This window comes from Curtobacterium sp. ME-Dv--P-122a (genome assembly GCF_030209645.1).
Lineage (GTDB): Bacteria > Actinomycetota > Actinomycetes > Actinomycetales > Microbacteriaceae > Curtobacterium > Curtobacterium flaccumfaciens.
This window is the reverse complement of the sequence record NZ_JARVRO010000009.1, coordinates 20,737-40,387: the sequence shown is the minus strand read 5'-3', so window position 1 is coordinate 40,387 and position 19,651 is coordinate 20,737. Positions and strand designations below refer to the sequence as shown.

The 19,651-nt window shown below is 71.2% G+C and carries 20 protein-coding genes and 1 tRNA gene; 4 read left to right on the top strand and 17 right to left on the bottom strand.

Annotation, left to right across the window (positions count from 1 at the left end; genetic code table 11):
* The first annotated feature begins 39 nt into the window (after positions 1-39).
* Entirely contained in the window at positions 40-600 is a 561-nt protein-coding gene (locus QRN49_RS10800; protein WP_111023963.1) for an RsmD family RNA methyltransferase, read from the top strand.
* Between the two features lie 18 nt (positions 601-618).
* Here the strand turns inward: QRN49_RS10800 and thiL are convergent, their stop codons facing one another.
* Positions 619-1,614: a thiamine-phosphate kinase gene (gene thiL / locus QRN49_RS10795; protein WP_284755714.1), complete on the bottom strand. Its 996-nt coding sequence runs from the start codon at positions 1,612-1,614 to the stop codon at positions 619-621.
* 24 nt (positions 1,615-1,638) lie between these two features.
* On the opposite strand from thiL, the gene QRN49_RS10790 reads away from it, so the two are divergent.
* Positions 1,639-2,124 carry a DUF3515 family protein gene (locus tag QRN49_RS10790; protein ID WP_111110137.1) on the top strand — a complete coding sequence of 162 codons (486 nt, stop codon included), beginning with the start codon at positions 1,639-1,641 and terminating at the stop codon, positions 2,122-2,124.
* Between the two features lie 71 nt (positions 2,125-2,195).
* On the opposite strand, the gene QRN49_RS10785 is transcribed toward QRN49_RS10790, so the two are convergent.
* From QRN49_RS10785 to leuC, 6 genes are all read right to left on the bottom strand, one after another.
* A complete protein-coding gene (locus QRN49_RS10785; protein WP_284755713.1) occupies positions 2,196-3,278 on the bottom strand; it encodes a D-alanine--D-alanine ligase family protein in 1,083 nt (360 codons plus the stop codon).
* A gap of 59 nt (positions 3,279-3,337) precedes the next feature.
* The gene (locus QRN49_RS10780) at positions 3,338-4,351 is read right to left on the bottom strand and encodes an NAD(P)H-dependent glycerol-3-phosphate dehydrogenase (RefSeq protein WP_031259730.1); all 1,014 of its coding nucleotides are present in this window, start codon (positions 4,349-4,351) and stop codon (positions 3,338-3,340) included.
* A 79-nt stretch (positions 4,352-4,430) separates the two neighbouring features.
* A complete protein-coding gene (locus QRN49_RS10775; RefSeq protein ID WP_214542186.1) occupies positions 4,431-5,255 on the bottom strand; it encodes a lysophospholipid acyltransferase family protein in 825 nt (274 codons plus the stop codon).
* A gap of 5 nt (positions 5,256-5,260) precedes the next feature.
* On the bottom strand, positions 5,261-6,628 hold the full coding sequence (murA, locus tag QRN49_RS10770; RefSeq protein ID WP_071405672.1) for a UDP-N-acetylglucosamine 1-carboxyvinyltransferase: 1,368 nt from the start codon (positions 6,626-6,628) through the stop codon (positions 5,261-5,263).
* The gene (leuD, locus tag QRN49_RS10765; protein ID WP_111023957.1) at positions 6,628-7,224 is read right to left on the bottom strand and encodes a 3-isopropylmalate dehydratase small subunit; all 597 of its coding nucleotides are present in this window, start codon (positions 7,222-7,224) and stop codon (positions 6,628-6,630) included. Before leuD ends, murA begins: the two co-directional genes overlap by 1 nt.
* Positions 7,224-8,681: a 3-isopropylmalate dehydratase large subunit gene (gene leuC / locus QRN49_RS10760; protein ID WP_284755712.1), complete on the bottom strand. Its 1,458-nt coding sequence runs from the start codon at positions 8,679-8,681 to the stop codon at positions 7,224-7,226. The genes leuD and leuC overlap by 1 nt, the downstream gene beginning before the upstream one ends.
* A gap of 202 nt (positions 8,682-8,883) precedes the next feature.
* Between leuC and QRN49_RS10755 the strand changes: the two genes are divergently transcribed.
* On the top strand, positions 8,884-9,951 hold the full coding sequence (locus QRN49_RS10755) for an FUSC family protein (protein ID WP_128780091.1): 1,068 nt from the start codon (positions 8,884-8,886) through the stop codon (positions 9,949-9,951).
* A 344-nt stretch (positions 9,952-10,295) separates the two neighbouring features.
* On the opposite strand, the gene QRN49_RS10750 is transcribed toward QRN49_RS10755, so the two are convergent.
* The 10 genes from QRN49_RS10750 to QRN49_RS10705 form a co-directional block, all read right to left on the bottom strand.
* Positions 10,296-10,901 carry a histidine phosphatase family protein gene (locus QRN49_RS10750; protein ID WP_027465908.1) on the bottom strand — a complete coding sequence of 202 codons (606 nt, stop codon included), beginning with the start codon at positions 10,899-10,901 and terminating at the stop codon, positions 10,296-10,298.
* Positions 10,898-11,287: a fluoride efflux transporter CrcB gene (gene crcB / locus QRN49_RS10745; RefSeq protein WP_152377728.1), complete on the bottom strand. Its 390-nt coding sequence runs from the start codon at positions 11,285-11,287 to the stop codon at positions 10,898-10,900. The genes QRN49_RS10750 and crcB overlap by 4 nt, the downstream gene beginning before the upstream one ends.
* A complete protein-coding gene (locus tag QRN49_RS10740; RefSeq protein ID WP_284755709.1) occupies positions 11,284-11,724 on the bottom strand; it encodes a fluoride efflux transporter FluC in 441 nt (146 codons plus the stop codon). Before QRN49_RS10740 ends, crcB begins: the two co-directional genes overlap by 4 nt.
* Before the next feature lie 271 nt (positions 11,725-11,995).
* Positions 11,996-12,071: transfer RNA gene (locus QRN49_RS10735), tRNA-Glu, on the bottom strand.
* 377 nt (positions 12,072-12,448) lie between these two features.
* Positions 12,449-13,084: an MBL fold metallo-hydrolase gene (locus QRN49_RS10730; protein ID WP_284755707.1), complete on the bottom strand. Its 636-nt coding sequence runs from the start codon at positions 13,082-13,084 to the stop codon at positions 12,449-12,451.
* Positions 13,085-13,094: 10 nt separating this feature from the next.
* Complete coding sequence (locus tag QRN49_RS10725; RefSeq protein WP_284755706.1) at positions 13,095-14,111, bottom strand: LacI family DNA-binding transcriptional regulator; 1,017 nt, start codon at positions 14,109-14,111, stop codon at positions 13,095-13,097.
* Positions 14,112-14,132: 21 nt separating this feature from the next.
* Entirely contained in the window at positions 14,133-14,630 is a 498-nt protein-coding gene (locus tag QRN49_RS10720) for a hypothetical protein (protein WP_284755704.1), read from the bottom strand.
* Positions 14,631-14,635: 5 nt separating this feature from the next.
* A complete protein-coding gene (locus tag QRN49_RS10715; protein WP_241660376.1) occupies positions 14,636-15,478 on the bottom strand; it encodes a carbohydrate ABC transporter permease in 843 nt (280 codons plus the stop codon).
* A 65-nt stretch (positions 15,479-15,543) separates the two neighbouring features.
* Positions 15,544-16,569, bottom strand: a complete 1,026-nt coding sequence (locus QRN49_RS10710) for a carbohydrate ABC transporter permease (protein WP_502868999.1) — start codon at positions 16,567-16,569, stop codon at positions 15,544-15,546.
* Between the two features lie 104 nt (positions 16,570-16,673).
* Positions 16,674-17,957, bottom strand: coding sequence for an ABC transporter substrate-binding protein (locus QRN49_RS10705; protein ID WP_111029128.1), 1,284 nt, complete (start codon positions 17,955-17,957; stop codon positions 16,674-16,676).
* Positions 17,958-18,251: 294 nt separating this feature from the next.
* Here QRN49_RS10705 and QRN49_RS10700 point away from each other — a divergent pair, with 294 nt between their 5' ends.
* Positions 18,252-19,580 (top strand): glycosyltransferase, encoded by a 1,329-nt coding sequence (locus QRN49_RS10700; protein WP_259572851.1) that lies wholly within the window; start codon positions 18,252-18,254, stop codon positions 19,578-19,580.
* Positions 19,581-19,651 lie beyond the last annotated feature (71 nt).

The following is a 19,651-nucleotide window of genomic DNA, read 5'->3' as shown; positions in this document are numbered from 1 at the left end:
AACGCCGGACCGGACCCGCCGGGCCGATACGGTGGCTGCATGACCCGCATCATCGCCGGCGCCGCCGGCTCCCTGACGCTCCGGGTGCCGAAGTCCGGCACCCGCCCGACGAGCGACCGCGTGCGCGAGGCGCTGTTCTCGTCGCTCGAGGCACGGGGGCTCGTCGAGGCCACGTCGGTGGCCGACCTGTACGCGGGGACGGGCGCGCTCGGGCTCGAGGCGGCGTCCCGTGGTGCGGCCGAGGTGGTCCTGGTCGACCGGGCGTCCGCCGCCGCGCAGGCCTGCCGGGCGAACGCGAAGGCCGTGCAGCAGCGGGTGCCGGGCGTCCGGATCGACGTGCAGCCGCAGCCGGTGCTCGGGTACCTGCGCGGGACCGTCCGCACCTTCGACCTGGTGTTCATCGACCCGCCCTACGACGTCACCGAGCACGAGCTCGCCGAGGTGCTCGAGGCCCTGTCGCCGAAGCTGACGCCGGATGCCGTCGTCGTGGTGGAGCGGAGCAAGCGCTCCCCCGAGCCCACCTGGCCGGCGGGGCTCGCACCGTTCAGCAAGCGCAGCTACGGCGAGACCGTCGCGTGGGAGGCCGTCGCCGCCGACTGAGGCAGCCGGTCAGCCCGGTCAGCCGGCGGCGCCGTCCCAGTCCGCGTAGGGGTCCCAGCCGGTCGTCGGCACCGGCGACCCGGCACGCAGCAGGTCCGCGTCCCCACGCTCGCGCACGACACCGATGCGCCGGAAGCCCCCGGGCAGAGCCGTGCCTGCCGGGAACGTGGCGAGCAGTCCGTGGTCTTCGCCACCGTGCAGCGCGACCTCGTCGAGGTCGGCGGCGGCATCGAGTTCGAGCGTCACCCGGCTGGCACGAGCGAGCCGACCGGCGTCGATCGCCAGGCCGTCGGACAGGTCGAGCATCGCGGTGGCCCCGGCCCCGGCCGCGAGCGGCCCGTCAGCGATCGGCGGCACCGGGCGGCGCTGGCGTCCGACGTCGGGGTCGACGTCCGCGCAGCTCACGACCGTCGCGGTGCGGTCCGGCTCGCCCCGGTCGTCGACGCCGTCGCGGAACAGCCGGGACAGCCCACGGGCGGCACGTCCGAGCTCGCCGGACACCGCGAGCACGTCACCGACGCCCGCGCCCGACCGCAGCACGGGCGCGCGGCCGAGCAGGTCACCGAAGGCGGTGACGGCCACGGTGAACGTCGCCGAGGTGGAGAGGTCTCCCCCGACGACCCCGCACCCCGGCGCGAGTGCGTCGACGGCGAGCCGGAAGCCGTCGGCGATGCCTTCGAGGACGGCCACGGGGGTGTCCTGCGGTGCGGCGAGGGCGATCACGAGGCCGCTCGGCACGGCACCCATCGCGGCGACGTCGGAGAGGTTCGTGGCGGCCGCCTTCCAGCCGATGTCCGTCGGCGACGACCACGCCCACCGGAAGTCCGGACCGTGGACCATCATGTCCGTCGTCACGACGAAGCGGCCGTCGGGGGCGGCCACGAGCGCGCAGTCGTCACCGGGGCCGAGGATCGGCGTCCCCGCGGGCAGACGGCTCGTGATCCGGTCGAGGACGACGAGTTCGCCGAGCTCCCCCACCGTCGGTCCGGCCCAGGCGTCGTCCGTCGCATCCACACGAGAACGGTAGCCTGGACGGCGATGGACACCGCGCGCCGCACCCCTCGGACCCTCGCGATCGTGGGGGCCGTGATCGCCCTCGCCGCCGGGCTGACCGGGTGCACGAACGCCGTGTCGATGTCCGCAGCCCCCTCGGCGAACGCAGCGGCGTGCGCGGCCGTGCAGGTCCGACTGCCCGCGACCGTGGACTCGAAGTTCGACCTGCGGAACACGAACGCGCAGGCCACAGCAGCCTGGGGCGACCCCGAGGTGGCGATCTACCACTGCGGTGTCGCCGTCCCCACCGTGTCCGACCTGCCGTGCTTCTCGCAGGGCGGCGTCGACTGGATCCGCGACGACCGCGGCGACCAGGTCGTCTACACGACGTTCGGTCGGTCACCGGCCGTGCAGGTCGTGGTCGACTCGACGAAGACCACGTCATCGGTCGTGCAGGAGCTGTCCGACGCCGTGTCGTCACTGCCGAAGGACGGACACGAGTGCCTCGACCCCGCCGACGTGCAGGGCTGATCCAGCGGACGGGGCAGCGCCAACCCAACCAGTGCCTCGACCCCGCCGACGTGCAGGGCTGACCGAACTGGTCAGCGGACTGCGGCGCGACCCAGCTCGATGAGCTCCGTGATCAGCTCGCCGTAGGAAACCCCCGACGCCGCCCAGCAGCGCGGGTACATCGACAGCGGCGTGAAGCCCGGCATCGTGTTGACCTCGTTCACGACGAAGCCGTCGTCGGTCAGGAAGCAGTCGACACGAGCGAGCCCCGAACCACCGATGGCCTCGAACGCGCGGGCACCGATGGAGCGGATCTCGTCGGTCTCGTCGTCGGTCAGCGGTGCCGGGCAGAGCAGCGACTCGTCGCCGCCCAGGTACTTCGAGGCGAAGTCGTAGAAGCCGTCCTCGGCCACCACGATCTCGCCCGGCAGGCTCGTGCGCGGCACACCGTCACGGCCCTCGAGCACGGCGACCTCCACCTCCCGCCCGATCACACGGGGCTCGACGATGACCTTTGAGTCGTGCTCGAACGCCAGGTCCATGGCCGCACCCAGCTGCGACGGCTCGTCGACGCGCGAGACGCCCATGCTCGATCCCGCTCGGGCAGGCTTGACGAACAGCGGCCAGCCGTGTGCCGCTACCGTCTCGGCGACGTCGACCGGGTCGGCCGCCCACTGCCGGCGGAGCACCGGAGTCCACGGGGCGACCCGCAGCCCGGCGTGCTCGAGCACGGCCTTGGCGACGTGCTTGTCCATCGCCAGGGCGCTCGCGAGCACGCCGTCGCCGACGTAGGGCAGCCCGGCGATCTCGAGCAGGCCCTGGATCGTGCCGTCCTCGCCGAAGGGGCCGTGCAGGATCGGGAACACCACGTCGACCGGGATCGCGGTGACGGTGCCGTCGGGGTGGGACACGACGAGTTCGTTGGTGGCCGGCGAGGTCGGGAACGCGATCCGCGTGCCGTTGTCGGGCACGGTCGGCAGCGCACCGTCGCGGATCGTCCACTGCGCCGGGTCGTCCGACTGCAGCGTGAAGGCACCGTCCTGGGTGATCCCGATCGGCACGAGGTCGTACTCGGCCCGGTCGACGACGTCCATGATGCCGCCGGCGGTCACGCAGCTGATCTCGTGCTCGCTCGAGCGACCTCCGAAGAGCACGGCGACGGTGGTCCTGGGCATGGGGGTTCCCTCGGGGATCGTGGGCACGGGAGTCCCTTCGTGACTCGGTGCGGGACCGGTCACTCGCCCTGCGGCTCGTCGGTCTCGGTGAGGTGCGGCGCGATGTTGCGCGGATCGAGCCTACCGGCGAGGACCTCGCCGACCTGGCTGACGATGGGCATGTCGACGCCGTTCGCCGCGGCCAGCTCGAGGATCGGGGCGACCGAGGCCAGCCCCTCCGCGGTCTGGTTCATCTGGCGGACGACCTCGTCGAACCGGTAGCCCTGGCCGAGCAACCGCCCGGCGGTGTTGTTCCGCGACAGCGGCGACTGGCACGTGGCGATGAGGTCGCCGAGGCCCGCGAGCCCGGACAGCGTGGACGACTGCGCGCCGAGCGACACCGCGAAGTCGGTCATCTCGGCGAGGCCGCGCGTGATGATCGAGGCCTTGGTGTTCTCGCCGTACCCGACCCCGTCGACGATGCCGATCGCGACGGCGATGAGGTTCTTCAGCACACCGCCGAACTCGGTGCCGATGACGTCGGTGTTGATGAACGACCGGAAGTACGGGTTCGTCGCGACGGCGGCGACGTCGGTGGCGGTCTCCAGCGAGGACGACGAGACCACGGCGGCGGTCGGCTGCCGACGGGCGATCTCGAGCGCCAGGTTCGGGCCGCTGGCCACCGCGATGCGGTCCTGGTCGATGCCGAGGCCCTGCAGCAGGACCTCGCTCATCCGCAGACCCGTGCTCTTCTCGACGCCCTTCATCAGGCTGACGACCGGCACGTCGGCCGGCAGCAGCTCGCGGATCGCGGCGAGGTTGGAGCGCAGGGTCTGCGAGGGCACCGAGACGTACACCTGCGAGGCGCCGTCGAGCACGCGCTCGAGGGACGTCGAGGCGGTCAGGGTCCGGGGCAGGTTGATGCCGGGCAGGTAGTCCGAGTTGCGCTTGGTCTCGGTGATCTCGCGGGCGACCTCGGGGCGTCGGGCCCACACCACGGTGGACGCACCGCCCTCGGCCAGCACCTTCGCGAACGTGGTGCCCCAACTGCCGGCACCGATCACGGCCACCCGGGGCTTGTCGGTCGACTGCATGACCACCCGGATCGCGGCGGTGTCGAAGGCCCCCGGAGCAGCGGCGGCGGGGTCGGGTCGGTCGTCGTGGGGTCGGAGGTCACTCAAACCGGCCGGTCTCCTTCTGGTTGTTCGCCGCCGGGTCCCAGCGGGTCGCGGGTGCCCGTTCGCCACGGAGCACCTCGAGCAGCGCGGTGATCTCGCGCATGACGAGTTCGGTGGCCTCGCCGAGCATCTGCTGGTCGATCTGCCGACCGCGGTACGCCGACAGGTCGACCGGGTCACCGATGATCACGTCGACGCGGGACGGCGGGAACAGCCGGAGCTTCTTGCCGTACCGCGCCATGATGTTCTGCGTGCCCCAGTGGGCCATCGGGATGAGCGGCACGTCGTTCTCGAGCGCGATCCGCACCGCGCCCGTCTTGCCGCGCATCGGCCACAGGTCGGGGTCGCGGGTGAGCGTGCCCTCGGGGTAGACGATGATCGCCCCACCCTGCTCGACCAGGGACCGGCCGCCACCGAGCGGGTCGCTCAGGCGCGTCCGGCCGGAGCGTTCGACCGGGATCTGCCCCATGCCGGACATGAGCTTGCCGACCACGGGGACCTTGAACAGCGACGCCTTCGCGAGGAAGCGCGGCGCCCGCTTCGAGATGTACACGGCGGTGCCGACGACCAGGGGGTCGATGTTCGTGAAGTGGTTCGGCGCGAGCACGAACGCGCCCTCCGCCGGCAGGCGATTCGGTCCGTGCCAGTGGTAGCGCGCCGAGAATCGGAACGTCGGGATGACGATCGAGGCGACGATCCGGAACGCGGTGTTCAGCTCGCCGCGGCGCCACCGGCGCCCACGGACGGGGAGGCCGGTCGCGACCTGCGCGTCGGAGCCGCCACGGGCCTCCAGACCGTCGCCTTTTCCTTCTACCGGCACTGTGCCTACCCAGCGAAGTCGAAGTCGGCGCCGAGCTTGCGCAGCTTCGGGATGAAGTGCTCGTAGCCGCGGCTGATGATGCCGACGTTGGTGATGTGCGACTCGCCGTCGGCGGTCAGCGCCGCGATGAGGTGGCTGAACCCGCCGCGCAGGTCGGGGACGCGGACGTTCGCGGCGTGCAGCTTTGTCGGACCGGTGATGACGGCGGCCTGCTCGAACGGGCGGCGGGCGACACGGCGGTCGTGGCCGGGCAGCCCCTCCTTGTGCACGACGATGTCGGCACCCATCTCGTTCAGCGCGTCGGTGAAGCCGAAGCGGTTCTCGTAGACGGTCTCGTGCACGATGCTCTGACCGTCGGCCTGGGTCAGCGCGACGACGAGCGGCTGCTGCCAGTCCGTCATGAAGCCGGGGTGCACGTCGGTCTCGATGACGACGGGCTTCAGGGTGTCCAGCTCGCGGTAGAACCGGATGCCGTCCTCCTGGATGTCGAACCCGCCGCCGACCTTGCGGAAGACGTTGAGGAACGTCATGAGCTCCTGCTGGTTCGCGCCCTCGACGAAGATGTCGCCGTTGGTGGCGAGCGCGGCGGAGGCCCAGCTCGCGGCCTCGTTGCGGTCGTTGATCGCGCGGTGCGTGTAGCCGCGGAGCGACTCGACGCCCTCGATGAAGATGACGCGGTTCGGCTCGACCGAGACGATGGCGCCCATCTTCTGCAGGATCGCGATGAGGTCCATGATCTCGGGCTCGATCGCGGCGTTCCGCAGCTCCGTGACGCCCTTGGCGAGGGTCGCCGAGAGCAGGACCTGCTCGGTGGCGCCGACGCTCGGGTACGGCAGCTCGATCGAGGCGCCCTTCAGGCCGTCCGGGGCCGTCAGGTGGATGCCGTTGACCTGCTTGTCGACGACCGCACCCATGGCGCGGAGGGCGTCGAGGTGGAAGTCGATCGGGCGGTCGCCGATGCGGCAGCCGCCGAGGTCGGGGATGAACGCCTCGCCGAGCTTGTGCAGCAGCGGACCGCAGAACAGGATCGGGATGCGGCTCGAGCCGGCGTGCGCGTCGATCTCGGCGAAGTGCGCCGACTCGACCCGCGACGGGTCGAGGATGAGTTCGCCTCGTGCAGGATCGGTGATGCGCACGCCGTGCACCTCGAGCAGCCCGCGGACCACCTTGACGTCGGAGATGTCCGGCACGTCACGGAGGATCGACGGGGTGTCACCGAGCAGCGACGCCACCATGGCCTTGGTCGCGAGGTTCTTCGCCCCACGGACCTCGATGCGTCCCACGAGCGGCTTGCCCCCGCGGATGACGATCTCGTCCGACTTGAGGCCCACGCGCGCCCCTGCGGCCGCTGCGTCCTGTACGAGAGAGTTCACTACTTCACCGGCAATGTCTTCGGCCGCCAACTGGAGCGGCGGGATTCGAACTCCGTGATCGAGGTCTCGTCACGGAGGGTGAGCCCGATGTCGTCGAGCCCTTCCATCAACCGCCAACGAGTGTAAGCGTCGATCTCGAAGGGGACGTCCACATCCCCCAGCGACACGCGCTGCGTCACGAGGTCGACCGTCGCCTCGATGCCCGGGTTCGCCTCGATGGCGGCCCACAGGCGCTCGACCTCCGGTTCGGTCACGATCGCGGTGACCAGGCCCTGCTTGCCGGCGTTGCCCCGGAAGATGTCCGCGAACCGGGGCGAGATCACGACCGAGAAGCCGAAGTCACGGAGCGCCCAGACGGCGTGCTCGCGGGACGACCCGGTGCCGAAGTCGGGGCCGGCGATCAGGACGCGGGCACCCTGGTAGCGCTCCTGGTTCAGGACGAAGTCGGGGTCCTGACGCCACCCGGAGAACAGGGCGTCCTCGAAGCCGGTCTTCGTCACGCGCTTCAGGTAGACCGCGGGGATGATCTGGTCGGTGTCGACGTTCGACCGCTTGAGCGGCGCGGCGATGCCGGTGACGGTGGTGATCTTGTCCATCAGAAGGTCCCCTCGGTGGCGGTGGCGGACGTCGCCGCCGCGATCTCGTCGTCGGTCTCCAGGTCCCACGGGCTCGACAGCGTGCCGCGCACCGCGGTGGCGGCGGCGACGAGCGGCGACACCAGGTGCGTGCGGCCGCCCGTGCCCTGGCGCCCCTCGAAGTTGCGGTTCGAGGTGCTGGCGCAGCGCTCCCCCGGTGCCAGCTGGTCCGGGTTCATGCCGAGGCACATCGAGCAGCCGGCGAACCGCCACTCGGCGCCGAACGCGGTGAAGACCTTGTCGAGCCCCTCGGCCTCGGCCTCGAGCCGGACGCGGGCGGAGCCGGGTACGACCATCACCCGGACGCCGTCGGCCTTGGTGCGGCCCTTGATGATCGACGCGAAGGCCCGCAGGTCCTCGATGCGTGAGTTCGTGCAGGACCCCATGAACACCGCGTCGACGGCGATGTCCTTCATCGGGGTACCGGCGGTGATGTCCATGTACTCCAGGGCGCGGCGTGCGGCGGCCTGGTCGTTGGGGTCGCTGTAGGCGGCCGGGTCCGGCACGCTCTCGGACAGCGAGACGCCCTGGCCGGGGTTCGTGCCCCAGGTGACGAAGGGCTCGAGCTCGTCCGCGTCGATGAACACCTCGGCGTCGAACACGGCGTCGTCGTCGGTGGCGAGGGTCTCCCAGTAGGCGACGGCGTCGTCCCAGTCCTGACCGGTGGGCGCGTGGTCGCGGCCCTGCACGTAGTCGTAGGTGGTCTGGTCGGGGGCGACCATGCCGGCGCGGGCGCCGGCTTCGATCGACATGTTGCAGATCGTCATGCGGCCCTCCATCGAGAGCGCACGGATGGCGGAGCCGCGGTACTCGAGCACGTAGCCCTGGCCGCCGCCGGTGCCGATCTTCGCGATGACGGCCAGGATGATGTCCTTCGCCGTCACCCCCGGGCGCAGCGTGCCCTCGACCGTGATCGCCATCGTCTTGAACGGCTTGAGCGGCAGGGTCTGCGTGGCGAGGACGTGCTCGACCTCGGACGTGCCGATGCCGAACGCCATCGCGCCGAAGGCCCCGTGGGTGCTGGTGTGCGAGTCGCCGCAGACCACGGTGATGCCGGGCATGGTCAGGCCGAGCTGCGGACCGACCACGTGGACGATGCCCTGCTCCTTGTCCCCCAGGGAGTGCAGCCGGACGCCGAACTCCTCGCAGTTGCGACGGAGGGTCTCGATCTGGATCCGGCTCGTCGGGTCCGCGATGGGGCGGTCGATGGCGAGCGTCGGGGTGTTGTGGTCCTCGGTCGCGATCGTCAGGTCGAGGCGACGCACCGGTCGCCCGGCCTGCCGCAGGCCGTCGAACGCCTGCGGACTCGTCACCTCGTGCACGAGGTGGAGGTCGATGTAGAGGAGGTCGGGGTTGCCGTCCTCGCCCTTGACCACGACGTGGTCGTCCCACACCTTCTCGGCGAGCGTCTTTCCCATGAGCTCAGCCCTCCTCGTCCTCGTCGTTGCGCCGCGACCGCGGCGCGATCAGGCGACTCTACCATTGGTATACCAACGCGCGGCACCCCGCCCGTCACGGGTCCGTCACCTCGCCGTCGCACGCCCGTCACCCCGTGACGGCACGGCCTGGAGGCCCGTGGCGACTCCCCGACACCTGTCGCGGTGGGAAGATGGTGGCGACATGACGACACCTGCGCACTCGACCCGGACCATCAACCTCGAGGGCGCGGCACGCGCTGCGATCGCCGGTGGCGCACCGCTCGCGCTGCTCATCGCCCTCGGCATGCCGGGGTACGCCGCCTTCGCCATGTTCGCCGGGTTCACCGCCATCTTCGGTGCGACCGAGCCCTACCGGCAGCGTGCCGTCACCACCGGTGTCGCGGGCGCACTGCAGGCGCTCTGCATGTTCGCGGGTATCGGTGTCGGGCTCGTCGGGTCGCCGCTCTGGCTGCAGGCCGTGGGTCTCGTCGTCGTCCTGGTGGTCGCGGTCTGCACCCTCTCCACACTCCGGGCCATCCCCGCGCAGCCGATCTTCCCGGTGTTCGCGTTCGTCGTCTCCGCACTCGTGCCGATGCGCCCGGCGGACGTCCCGCTCGTCACGACGATCATCGTCTGCTCGGTGGTCTGGGCCTGGCTGGTCGCGATGTCCGGAGCGGTGCTCCGCCGGGTGCTCCACCCGCACGCCCCGCACCGGTTCCGCCCGCTGGCCGACCGCAAGCACCGGTCGCTCGCGGTCCTGCGCACGCCGGCGCTCTGGGAGACCGTCGCGCTCAACGTCGTCGGGTCCCTCGTCGCGGGTGCGGTCGCGGAGTCGATCCCCGGGCTCGGGCACCCGTACTGGGCGGTCATCGCGGTGGTGTCGACCCTGCCGGCGATCCGCCAGCGGCACACCGTGGTCCGCGCCGGGCAGCGTGTGGTCGGCACGATCGGCGGCACCGTGATCGCGGTCGGCATCCTGCTGCTCGAGCCGTCGGCGTGGTGGATCGTCGTGCTGGCCGTCGTCGGGCAGTTCTTCGCCGAGATCTTCGTCGCCCGGAACTACGCCGTGTGCCTGCTGTTCCTCACCCCGCTCGCCCTGGCGGTGTCGTGGCTGAGCCTGCCCGAGGCGCCCCAGCTGCTGGCGCTCGACCGCATCGCGCAGACCGTGCTCGGTGCCGTGGTCAGCGTGGGGCTGCTGCTCGTCGGGCGTGCGATCGAGCGCCGGCGCGGCCGTGCCCTCGGTGCGACGAGCGCGATCCGGACCGTCTGACGCGCCCGGTCGTTCCGGGCGTGCCTGGTCGAACCGGGCGTACCTGGTCGAATCGGGCGTACCGGGTCGAATCGGGCGTACCAGGTCGTTCCTTTCGACCAGGAATGCCCGATTCCGCCTGCCATCGCGCGTGACAGGGGAAGGAACGTGCGCGGACGGCGGACGGGAGGCCCGTGGCGGCGCCGCCACGGGCCTCCCGTCCGGCCGTGGTCGCGACCACTGCCTCCTGCGAAAGCGACAGATCGCTGCGGGACAACCGCGGGGATCTGTCGCCCTCGCGGACGGGACGGCACCGCGTGCCGCGGGTCTGTCGCTTTCGCGAGCCCGTCCGCCTCACCCCCGCGTCAGTCGCGCGGCTGGATGTTCCAAGCGTCGATGACGGGGCGGCCGTGCTCGTAGCCGAGGATGCTCACCGAGGCGGTGCCGAGCTTCAGCACGGCGCCGTCCTGCGGCGCGAGCCGGATCCACGCGGCACCGAGTGCCCGCAGCACGTGGCCGTGGGCGATGAACACCGCGTCGTGGCCCTCGGCGAGCACCGGACGGGCACGGTTCAGGATGCGCTCGACGCGGACCCGCACCTCGGCGGCGTTCTCACCGGGGGTGTCGCCGGCGGGGACGCCGTCGGTCCAGAGGTCCCACGGCCCGTGGCGCAGCACCTTGATCTGCGGGGTGGTGAGGCCCTCGTACGCGCCGTAGTCCCACTCGTACAGGTCCTCGTCGAGCTCCGGCTCGACGCCGATCAGGTGCGCGGTGTCGCGGGCGCGCTGCAGCGGGCTCGACAGCGCCAGCGCGAACGACCGGTCCCCGAGGTACCGGCCTGCGCGCTTCGCCTGCTCGACACCGTTGTCGGTGAGCGGGATGTCGGTGCGGCCGGTGTGCTGCCCGCTCTTCGACCACTCCGTCTCTCCGTGACGGACGAGGACGAGTTCGCCGGGGCGTTCCGAGGTCATGAGTTCCTTCCGATCCAGAGGCCGAGCGCAGCTGCGCCGACCGAGACGACGAGCATCCCGAGGCCGTTCAGGACGGCGAGCCGGGTCTTGCCGGATCGGAGGAGCTGTACGGTCTCGACGCTCGCCGTCGAGAACGTCGTGTACCCACCCATCATGCCCGTCCCGAGCACAGCGACCGTCGAGGCGGGGATGGTGCCGGCCTGCCCGAGGCCCGTCAGGACCCCGAGCACGAGCGATCCGGACACGTTGATGAGCAGGGTCCCGACCGGGAACCCGGCGAACCGCGACCCGGCGACGCGGCCCTTGACGAGCCCGTCGAGCACGAAGCGGAGCGCGGCGCCGGCTCCGCCGCCGACGGCGACCAGGACCAGTTCCACCGGGGTCATCGGGCGTCCTCTCGGGGTTCGGGGCGGGTGCGGGTGGCTGCAGCGACCCACAGACCGAGGACGACCGCGACGAGTCCGAGCACGACCGACAGCAGCGCGTACCCGGTGCCCGCCGTCCAGCGCCCGAGGTCGAGCAGCTGCGCGGTGTCGTCCGCGAGCGTGCTGTAGGTCGTGAATCCGCCGAGGACGCCGGTGCCGACGAACAGCCGGACCGCACGACGACGACCGACGTCCGGGCCGCGGCGTGCGAGCGCGTCGAGCAGGAACCCGAGGCAGAACGCCCCGACGACGTTGATCCCCAGGATGGTCCAGCTGATCCCGTCGTGCGCGGGGAACGCCGCGGCGAGGAGTGCGCGAACGGCCGTCCCGATCGCGCCGCCGAGGGCGACCAGGGCGATGAAGCCCCATCGCAGGTGTGGTGGGCGCTCATCGGTCATCGGTACTCCTATCGCCGAGCACGCCGGATCGTCTCCGTGCGTGCGGTGTTCGGGATAGGGACCGTTGGCGGCTGGTGCGCGGTTGGGTCCGGCAGGCCCCACTGCCGGGTCTGGCGACGTCGACAGCGTACCGCCCCACCCGCGGCGCCCGCGATCGCCCGCACCTGGACGGTGTGTGGATGCGCACATGTGCCGAGCCGGGTCGACACCGTCTGTCGGACGGGACGACGAAACCCCCGCAGAGCAGGAGCTCGGCGGGGGTTTCGTGTGCTGGTGACCCCAGCGGGATTCGAACCCGCGTTACCGCCGTGAGAGGGCAGCGTACTAGGCCGCTATACGATGGGGCCGTTCCGACAACTCGACAAGTATTGCACAAGCCCTGCATCCGTACCAAAACGGGGCGTGTCGCCCGGGTGCGCCGTCGTGCTGCGCCCGGCATACGGCGCTCGCTGCGCGTGCAGATTCCGACGGAACACCGGTCGAACGACGCGCGTTCTGTCGCATTCTGCACACGCATCCGTTGCGTGCGCATCGGTCGCGCGGCCGTGGACGCGACCGCCCCCCGGACGGGAGGCGCGTGGCGGGCCCGCCACGGGCCTCCCATCCGACCGCGCGCACGTCCGGAGCCGCACTTCGTGAGCAGGAACGGTCGCGTCGGTCACGCCCACCCGACCCGTTCTGCTCACGAAGCGAGCAGGGAGCCGCCCCACGCCGCCCCGCGCGGTCAGATCGTGAGCGACTCCCCCGGGCGCAGCACGACGAGCGACCCCGCGGGTTCGACGGCCTCCCGAAGCCGCCCCGTGTGCATGTCGTAGCCGACGTCGGAGAGCGTGGCCTCGTGGATCGGGTACGCGCGGGACGGCGCGATCGCCGCGACGGCGTCCATCATCTCGCCGACCTTGAGCCACGGTGCCCCGACGGGCGCTGCGAGGACCTCGACGGGGACCCCCGGGTCCGTGTACGAGTCCCCCGGGTGGAACAGCTGGCCGTTCACGAGCACGCCGGTGTTGTCGACGATCGGCACCGAGGAGTGGATGAGCTGGTGTCGGGTGCCGTGGAAGGAGAGCTCGAACGGGCCGACGGTGCGGTGGTCGCCGTCGGTCACGACCTCGACCGCGATGCCGGAGTCGGCGAGCGCCGCGCGGACGCCTTCGGGGCCGAACACCACGGCGTCGGGGTTGGCGGCGAGGATCCGGTGCAGCTGTTCGGGCGTGACGTGGTCCGGGTGCTCGTGGGTCACGACGACGGCGACGACACCCGTGACGTCGACCGGGCGGGTGAAGTTGCCGGGGTCGAGCACCAGGCGGGTGTTGCCCTCGGTGATGATCTGGCAGGCGTGTTCGAGTTTCGTGACCTCCATGCGGGCGACCCTACGCGGGACCGTGCGGGCGGGGTCCCGTGGTCGCGCGGACGACCAGGTGCGCCGGTGCCGCCGCGATCGGGCCGGCGACACCGCCGTCGACCTCGGCGAGCACCGCCCGTGCAGCGGTGCGTCCCTGGGCCACCGGGTCCTGCGCGACGGTGGTGAGTCCGACTGTGGCGCCGTACTCGTGGCCGTCGATCCCCATCACGGACACGTCCTCCGGGACCGCGAGTCCGGCTCGGCGTGCGGCCAGGAGGACACCGAGGGCCATCTCGTCCGAGGCGCAGAGCACCGCCGTCGGTCGCTCCGACGCCGGTTCGGCGAACAGCACGGCCCCGGCGGCGGTCCCGCCGGCGAACGAGAACCGGCCGTCGAGGGACCACCGTTCCGGCACGGCCTGTCCCGACGACCGCACGGCGTCGAGGAACCCCTCCCGTCGCAGGTGCGGCACGGCGACGTTCATGCCGGCCTCGTCCTGCCCGCCGACGTAGGCGATGCGCCGGTGGCCGAGGCCGTGCAGGTGCTCGACCGCGATCCGGGTGACCTCGCGGTCGTCGACGCCCACGTTCCGGAGACCCGGTGCCGGGCCGCCGATGACGACGATGGGGTGCCGGCTGAGTTCGAGTTCGGCCCGTTCGGTGGCGTCGAGCACCAGGGAGAGCAGCACGAGGCCGTCGACGCGGTGCCGCAGCATCGAGCGTCGGAACGCCCGGTCGCGGTCGCCGCCCGGGCCGCCGAGGTTGTAGAGGACCAGGTCGTACCCGGCCTGGCGGAGCTCCGCGTCGACACCGCCGAGTGCCTTGACGTAGAACCAGCGGTCGATGACGGGCACGACCACCCCGACGGCGCGCTGACGCCCGGTGGCGAGGCCGGCCGCCGCCGAGCTCGGGACGTACCCGAGTTCGTCGGCGACCCGCTGCACCTGCTCGATCGTGGTGTCGGCCACGTTCGACATGCCGCGGAGTGCCCGCGAGACGGTGGACTTCGACAGCCCCGTGACGGTCGCGATCTCCTGGATCCCCATCGGTGCGACCCGGGAGGCCCGTCAGCCGTCCGTGCCGTGCGTCACGTCCGCCGGTGTGTCGGGTCCACCCCGTCGGGCCGCCACCGCGGGCACGCCGCGGCCCGCCCGGCGTTGCGGGACCCGTGCGGGGCGCGCCGGCCGTCGTGCAGCCGGTGCGACCTCGTCCCAGCCCGCGTGCTGGTGCACCCGTCCGTCCGCGCCGGGTCGGGGTCGGCGACCGGTGGGGTCGGTGACCGACGTGTGCACCGGGGCGACCGCGGGCGCAGCACCGACGCCCCCGGGAGCGGACGCACCCGTGCCGTCCTGCGGTGCGGTCCGGCGGAGGACGGCGACCCGCCACCGGTCCAGGGCGACGACGCCGAGCACGCACACGAGCAGGGTGAGCGCCCAGCCGAGCGCCGGTCGCCCGGTGAGCTCGCAGAACACCGTGACGCCGAGGAACAGGACGCCGAACATCCCGACGAAGCCGATCGACTCTTCGATGTGGGCGGTGGGACGGGTGGGTCCGCGCTGGGCCATGGTCGTCAGCCCTTCACGCCGCCGGCGGTGAGCCCCGCCACGATGCGCCGCTGGAAGATCAGCACGAGGATGACGAGCGGGATCGTGACGATCGTGCCGGCGGCCATCACCGCCGTGTAGGGCTCCTGGTGCGGCTGCGACCCGGCGAACGAGGCGATCGCCACGGTCACCGGCTGGGTCGCGTCGCTCGACAGCTGCGACGAGATGAGGTACTCGTTCCAGCTCGAGATGAACGCCAGGATCGCCGTGGTGAACACCGCGGGCGCCGCGAGCGGCAGGATGATCCGCCGGAACGCCTGCACCCGGGTGCACCCGTCGATGCGGGCTGCCTCTTCCAGGTCCCACGGCATCTCGCGGAAGAACGACGCGAGCGTGTACACGGTCAGCGGCAGCACGAACGAGATGCTCGGCAGGATGAGCGCCTGGTACGACCCCATCCACCCGATGTCGGTGAACAGCTGGAACAGCGGCGAGATGAGGGCGACGCCGGGGAACATCGACGCGGCCAGGATCGCGCCGGCGATGAGCGACTTGCCGCGGAACTCGAGCCGGGCGAGCGCGTACGCCGCCGTGGTGCCGACGAGCAGGGCGATGATCGTCACGACCCCACCGATGAGCAGGCTGTTCGCGAGCGCCCGACCGAGGTGGTTGCCGAGCGACGTGGAGAACGCCGTCGCGTAGTTGTCGAGCGTGACGTGCGTCGGCCACGGGGTGGCGTCGAACGTGAACCCGACGTCGCGGAAGCTCGTCACCACCATCCAGTAGAACGGCAGGAGGCACCACACGGCGATGACGATCGCCTGCACGGCTGTGCGGATGCGCGGCCCGGTGTCGCGGCGGACGCGCACCTCGGTGCGGTCGACGGCGCGGTCGCGTGCTGCTGCGGAGGACCGCGGGCGGTCTGCTGCGAGGGTCACTTGAGTTCACCCTTCTGCTGGGCGGCCTGCGTCTGCACGACGTTGGCGCCGAGGAACCGGACGAAGACGAACGCCACGATGAAGATCACCAGGAAGGTGATGGTCGACAGGGCCGACGCGGAGTTGAATCCCTGCCGGATCTGTTCGACGACCAGGATCGACAGGGTCGTGGTGGCGTTGCCGGAACCACCGCCACCGCCGGTGAGGATCGCGGGCAGGTCGTACATGCGCAGCGCGTCGAGCACGCGGAACAGGATCGCGACCATCAGCGCTGGCTTGATCAGCGGCAGGGTGATGAGCACGAAGCGCTGGAACGTCGACGCGCCGTCCATCTTGCCGGCCTCGTAGACCTCCTCCGGGATCAGCTGCAGTCCCGCCAGGATGAGCAGCGCCATGAACGGCGTGGTCTTCCAGGTGTCGGCGATGATGACCGCCCACCGGGACGCCCACTCGCCGCTCGTCCACAGGATCTGCTGCCCGAGGACGTGGTTCAGCACGCCGTTCGCGTCGAAGATGAAGTACCAGAGCTTCGCGGTGACGGCCGTCGGGATCGCCCACGGCACCAGGATCGCGGCACGGACGAGCGCGCGGCCCTTGAAGTTGCGGTTCATGATGATGGCCATCCACACGCCGATGACCGTCTCTGCGAGCACGGTGACGACGGTGAAGAAGAACGTGTTGCCCATCGACACCCAGAACTGCGAGCCGAGGCTACCGGGCGGGCACGTGACGTTGCCGCACTGCTGGCCGAGCCAGTGCGCGTAGTTCGTGATGCCGGCGAACCCGCCCTGCACGAACAGGCCGGTGGCCTTGTCGAGGCCCTGGTCGAGCTGGAACGACTGGATGACCGCGCTGACGACCGGGTAGCCGATGACGATCGCCAGGAGCACGATCGTCGGGCCGATGAGGTACACGGCCCACCGGCCGTGCTCGGCGTTGAGTCCGCCCTTGCGCCGCTGGCGCTTCGGTTCCGTGCCCGTCGGGTTGGGGATGGCTGCGGGGATCTCGGTTGCTGCTGACACGTGTCGGCCTCCTTGCCGGGGGTGTCGGAACGCAAGTAGGGGGCGGACGGGAGGCCCGTGGCGGACCCGCCACGGGCCTCCCGTCCATCAAGCGGTGTTAGCCGCTAGCTGCTGGTCGCGGACTTGAGGGCGTCCTGCATGTCCTTCATGGCTTCGTCGACCGACTTCGATCCCTTGAGCGCCGCGTAGGTGTTGTCCTGGATCGCCTTCGTGACGGCCGGGTAGAACGGCGTGACCGGGCGCGGCTCCGCCGACTCGATCGACTTCAGGAGCGTCGGCAGGTAGGGCAGCTGCTTCGTCAGCTCGGGGTCGGTGTACAGGTCACCGACGACCGGGGCGAGCGAGCCCTGGGTCGCGAAGAACTTCTGCGTCTCGTCCGAGGTCAGGAACTCGAGGAAGTCGTGCGCCGTGGCCTTGTGCTTCGAGTACACGCTGATCGCCGCGTTGTGGCCGCCGAGCGTGGAGGCGCCGACGCCGTCGGCACCGGGGATCGGCGCGATGCCGAAGGTGTCCTTGACCTTCGACGAGCCGTCGGTCTTGGCGAGGCTGTAGACGTACGGCCAGTTGCGCAGGAACAGCAGCTTGCCGGCTTCGAACGCGGTGCGGCCCTGCTCCTCCTGGTAGGTGATCGCCTCGGCCGGGATGTTCCCGTCCTCGAACGCGTCCACCAGGTTCTGCAGGCCGGCCTTCGCCTTGTCGGTGTCGACGTCGGGCGCACCGTCGCTGCCGAGCACCGAACCGCCGGAGCCGTTGATCGCCTCGGAGGCGTTCACCGTCAGGCCCTCGTACTTCGCGAACTGCCCCGCGTAGCAACCGATGCCGGCGTCCTTCGCGATCTTGCAGTCGTCCATCATCTCGTCCCACGTCGTCGGGGGCGTCTTGACGAGGTCCTTGCGGTAGTAGAGCAGCGCGCCGTCCGACGTCTGCGGAGCGGCGTAGAGGGTGTCGTTGTAGGTGGCGGTCTTCACCGTCGACGGCAGGAGCTTCGAGGTGTCGATCTCCATGTCGCCGGTCAGCGGCGTCAGCCAGCTCTTGGCGGCGAACTCGGCGGTCCAGACGACGTCCACGTCGACGACGTCGTAGTTCTCGTCCTTCGCCTGGAAGTGCTGCACGAGGTCGTCGTGCTGCTGGTCGGCCTGGTCGGACTGTTCCTTGAAGGTGACCTTCTCGTCCGGGTGGGCCTTGTTCCACTTCGCGATGAGCGGGCGGACGACGTTCGAGTTGTCCTTGCCCTGCACGTAGGTGATGGGGCCGCGGCTGTCCTGGCCGCTCTTGGCGTCGTCCGAGCCGGTGCCGGAACTCCCGCTCGAGCAGCCGGTGAGCACGAGGCCGATGACGGCGACCCCGGCAACGGATGCGAACCGCACCCTGGAGCGTGTTGTCTTCACAGCGTTGTCTCCTCGTTGAGATCACCAGGGGGCATCGACCGGGTTCGACGACACTGCCCTGGAGCAGGCGCCGCTGCCTGCTGGTGGAGGAAGCTACGCCCGGTCCAGCGGGAGCGCAACCGGTTGCATCGGTTCCGTGACCTGAGCGTGACCCATGAGGTTCCCGTGGCTTCCTGGGTGAGCGCTCACCCTCGTCCGGGGCACACGCACCGCACTGCGGAACCCCGCACGAACCCCGCCACTGCTGGTCCGCTCCGTTGTCCGGACACCGCGGGCGGTCGTAGCGTCCCGACCATGACCCTGCACTCCTCCGTCACCGTGCCCGGCCCCCGTCGGGTCGTCAGCGTCGACCTCGACGCTCCGCTGCCGCGCCTGGTCGCCGACGAGTCGGGTTCCTCCGCGCTCGTCGTCGGCTACCGCGACGGCTTCCCCGTCACCACCCTCGACGTGCTGCTCACCGCGGACCCGGCCGACGCCGCCCGCGCGATGGCGCCCCTGGTGGACGGCATCGCACGGACCTCCGGTGCGACGGAGACCCCGATCCCCGACCTCGAGCTCCCGCTCATCTCGATCGTCGTGTCGACCATCGTCACCCGGGTCGAGGACATCCGGAAGCTGCTCGACTTCCTCGAGCACCTCGACTACCCGCGGTACGAGGTCATCCTCGTCGACAACCGCGTGAAGCTGCCCGAGGTCGACGCCCTGCCCGGGCTGCTCGAGGGCCGCGACGTCCGGCTGGTCACCGAGCGCCGTCCGGGCTGCTCCGCCGGCCGCAACGCCGGGGTCGCCGCGGCGCACGGCGAGATCATCGCGTTCACCGACGACGACGTCCGGGTCGACGCACAGTGGCTCCGGTCCATCGGCACGCGCTTCGTCCGCGAGCCCGAGGTCGCCGCGGTCACCGGGATGATCCTGCCCGTCGAGCTCGAGACCCCCGCGCAGATCTGGTACGAGGCGTACTACGGCGGCTTCAGCGGCGAGCGCACCTTCCAGCCGGTGACGATCGTGCCGGACGACGTCCCCGGGGTCATGCGGCACGCGCAGGCCCGCGCCGTCCGACCCGACGGCTCGGTGCAGAAGCACTTCGCCGTGTACGGCATCGGCGGCTACGGCGCCGGCGCGAACTGGGCGGTCCGACGGTCGGCGTTCGACGCCGTCGGCGGGTTCGACCCCGTGCTCGGTGCCGGTGTGCCGGCCCGCGGCGGCGAGGACCTGGCGATCTTCATCGACATCCTGTGGAGCGGTGGCCGGATCGGCTTCGAACCACGCGCGGTCGTGCACCACCGGCACCGCCAGGACCTCGCCGGGCTGCACGGACAGCTCCACTCGAACGGCGTCGGGTTCACGGCGCTGATGTGCGAGCTCATCGCGAAGGACCGCCGGCACGCGCTCGTGCTCGCACGGCTGATGCCCCGCGCCGGCAAGATCAAACTGAAGCAGCTCGTGTCGCGACTGGCCGGCCGGCGTGACGCCGCGGCCGAGAGCATCACCGAGGCCTCCACGACCCGGATCCCGCGCTCGCTGGCCTACCACGAGTTCCGCGGCTTCCCGGCGGGTCCGGCGGCGTACTTCCGCAGCCGTCGGTTCTGGCGCGAGGTCGAAGAGGGCCGCTTCCGCCCGTAGGCGGCGTGCAGGAGACGTCCGCACCGGACGGACGGGAGGCCCGTGGCAGCGTCGCCACGGGCCTCCCGTCC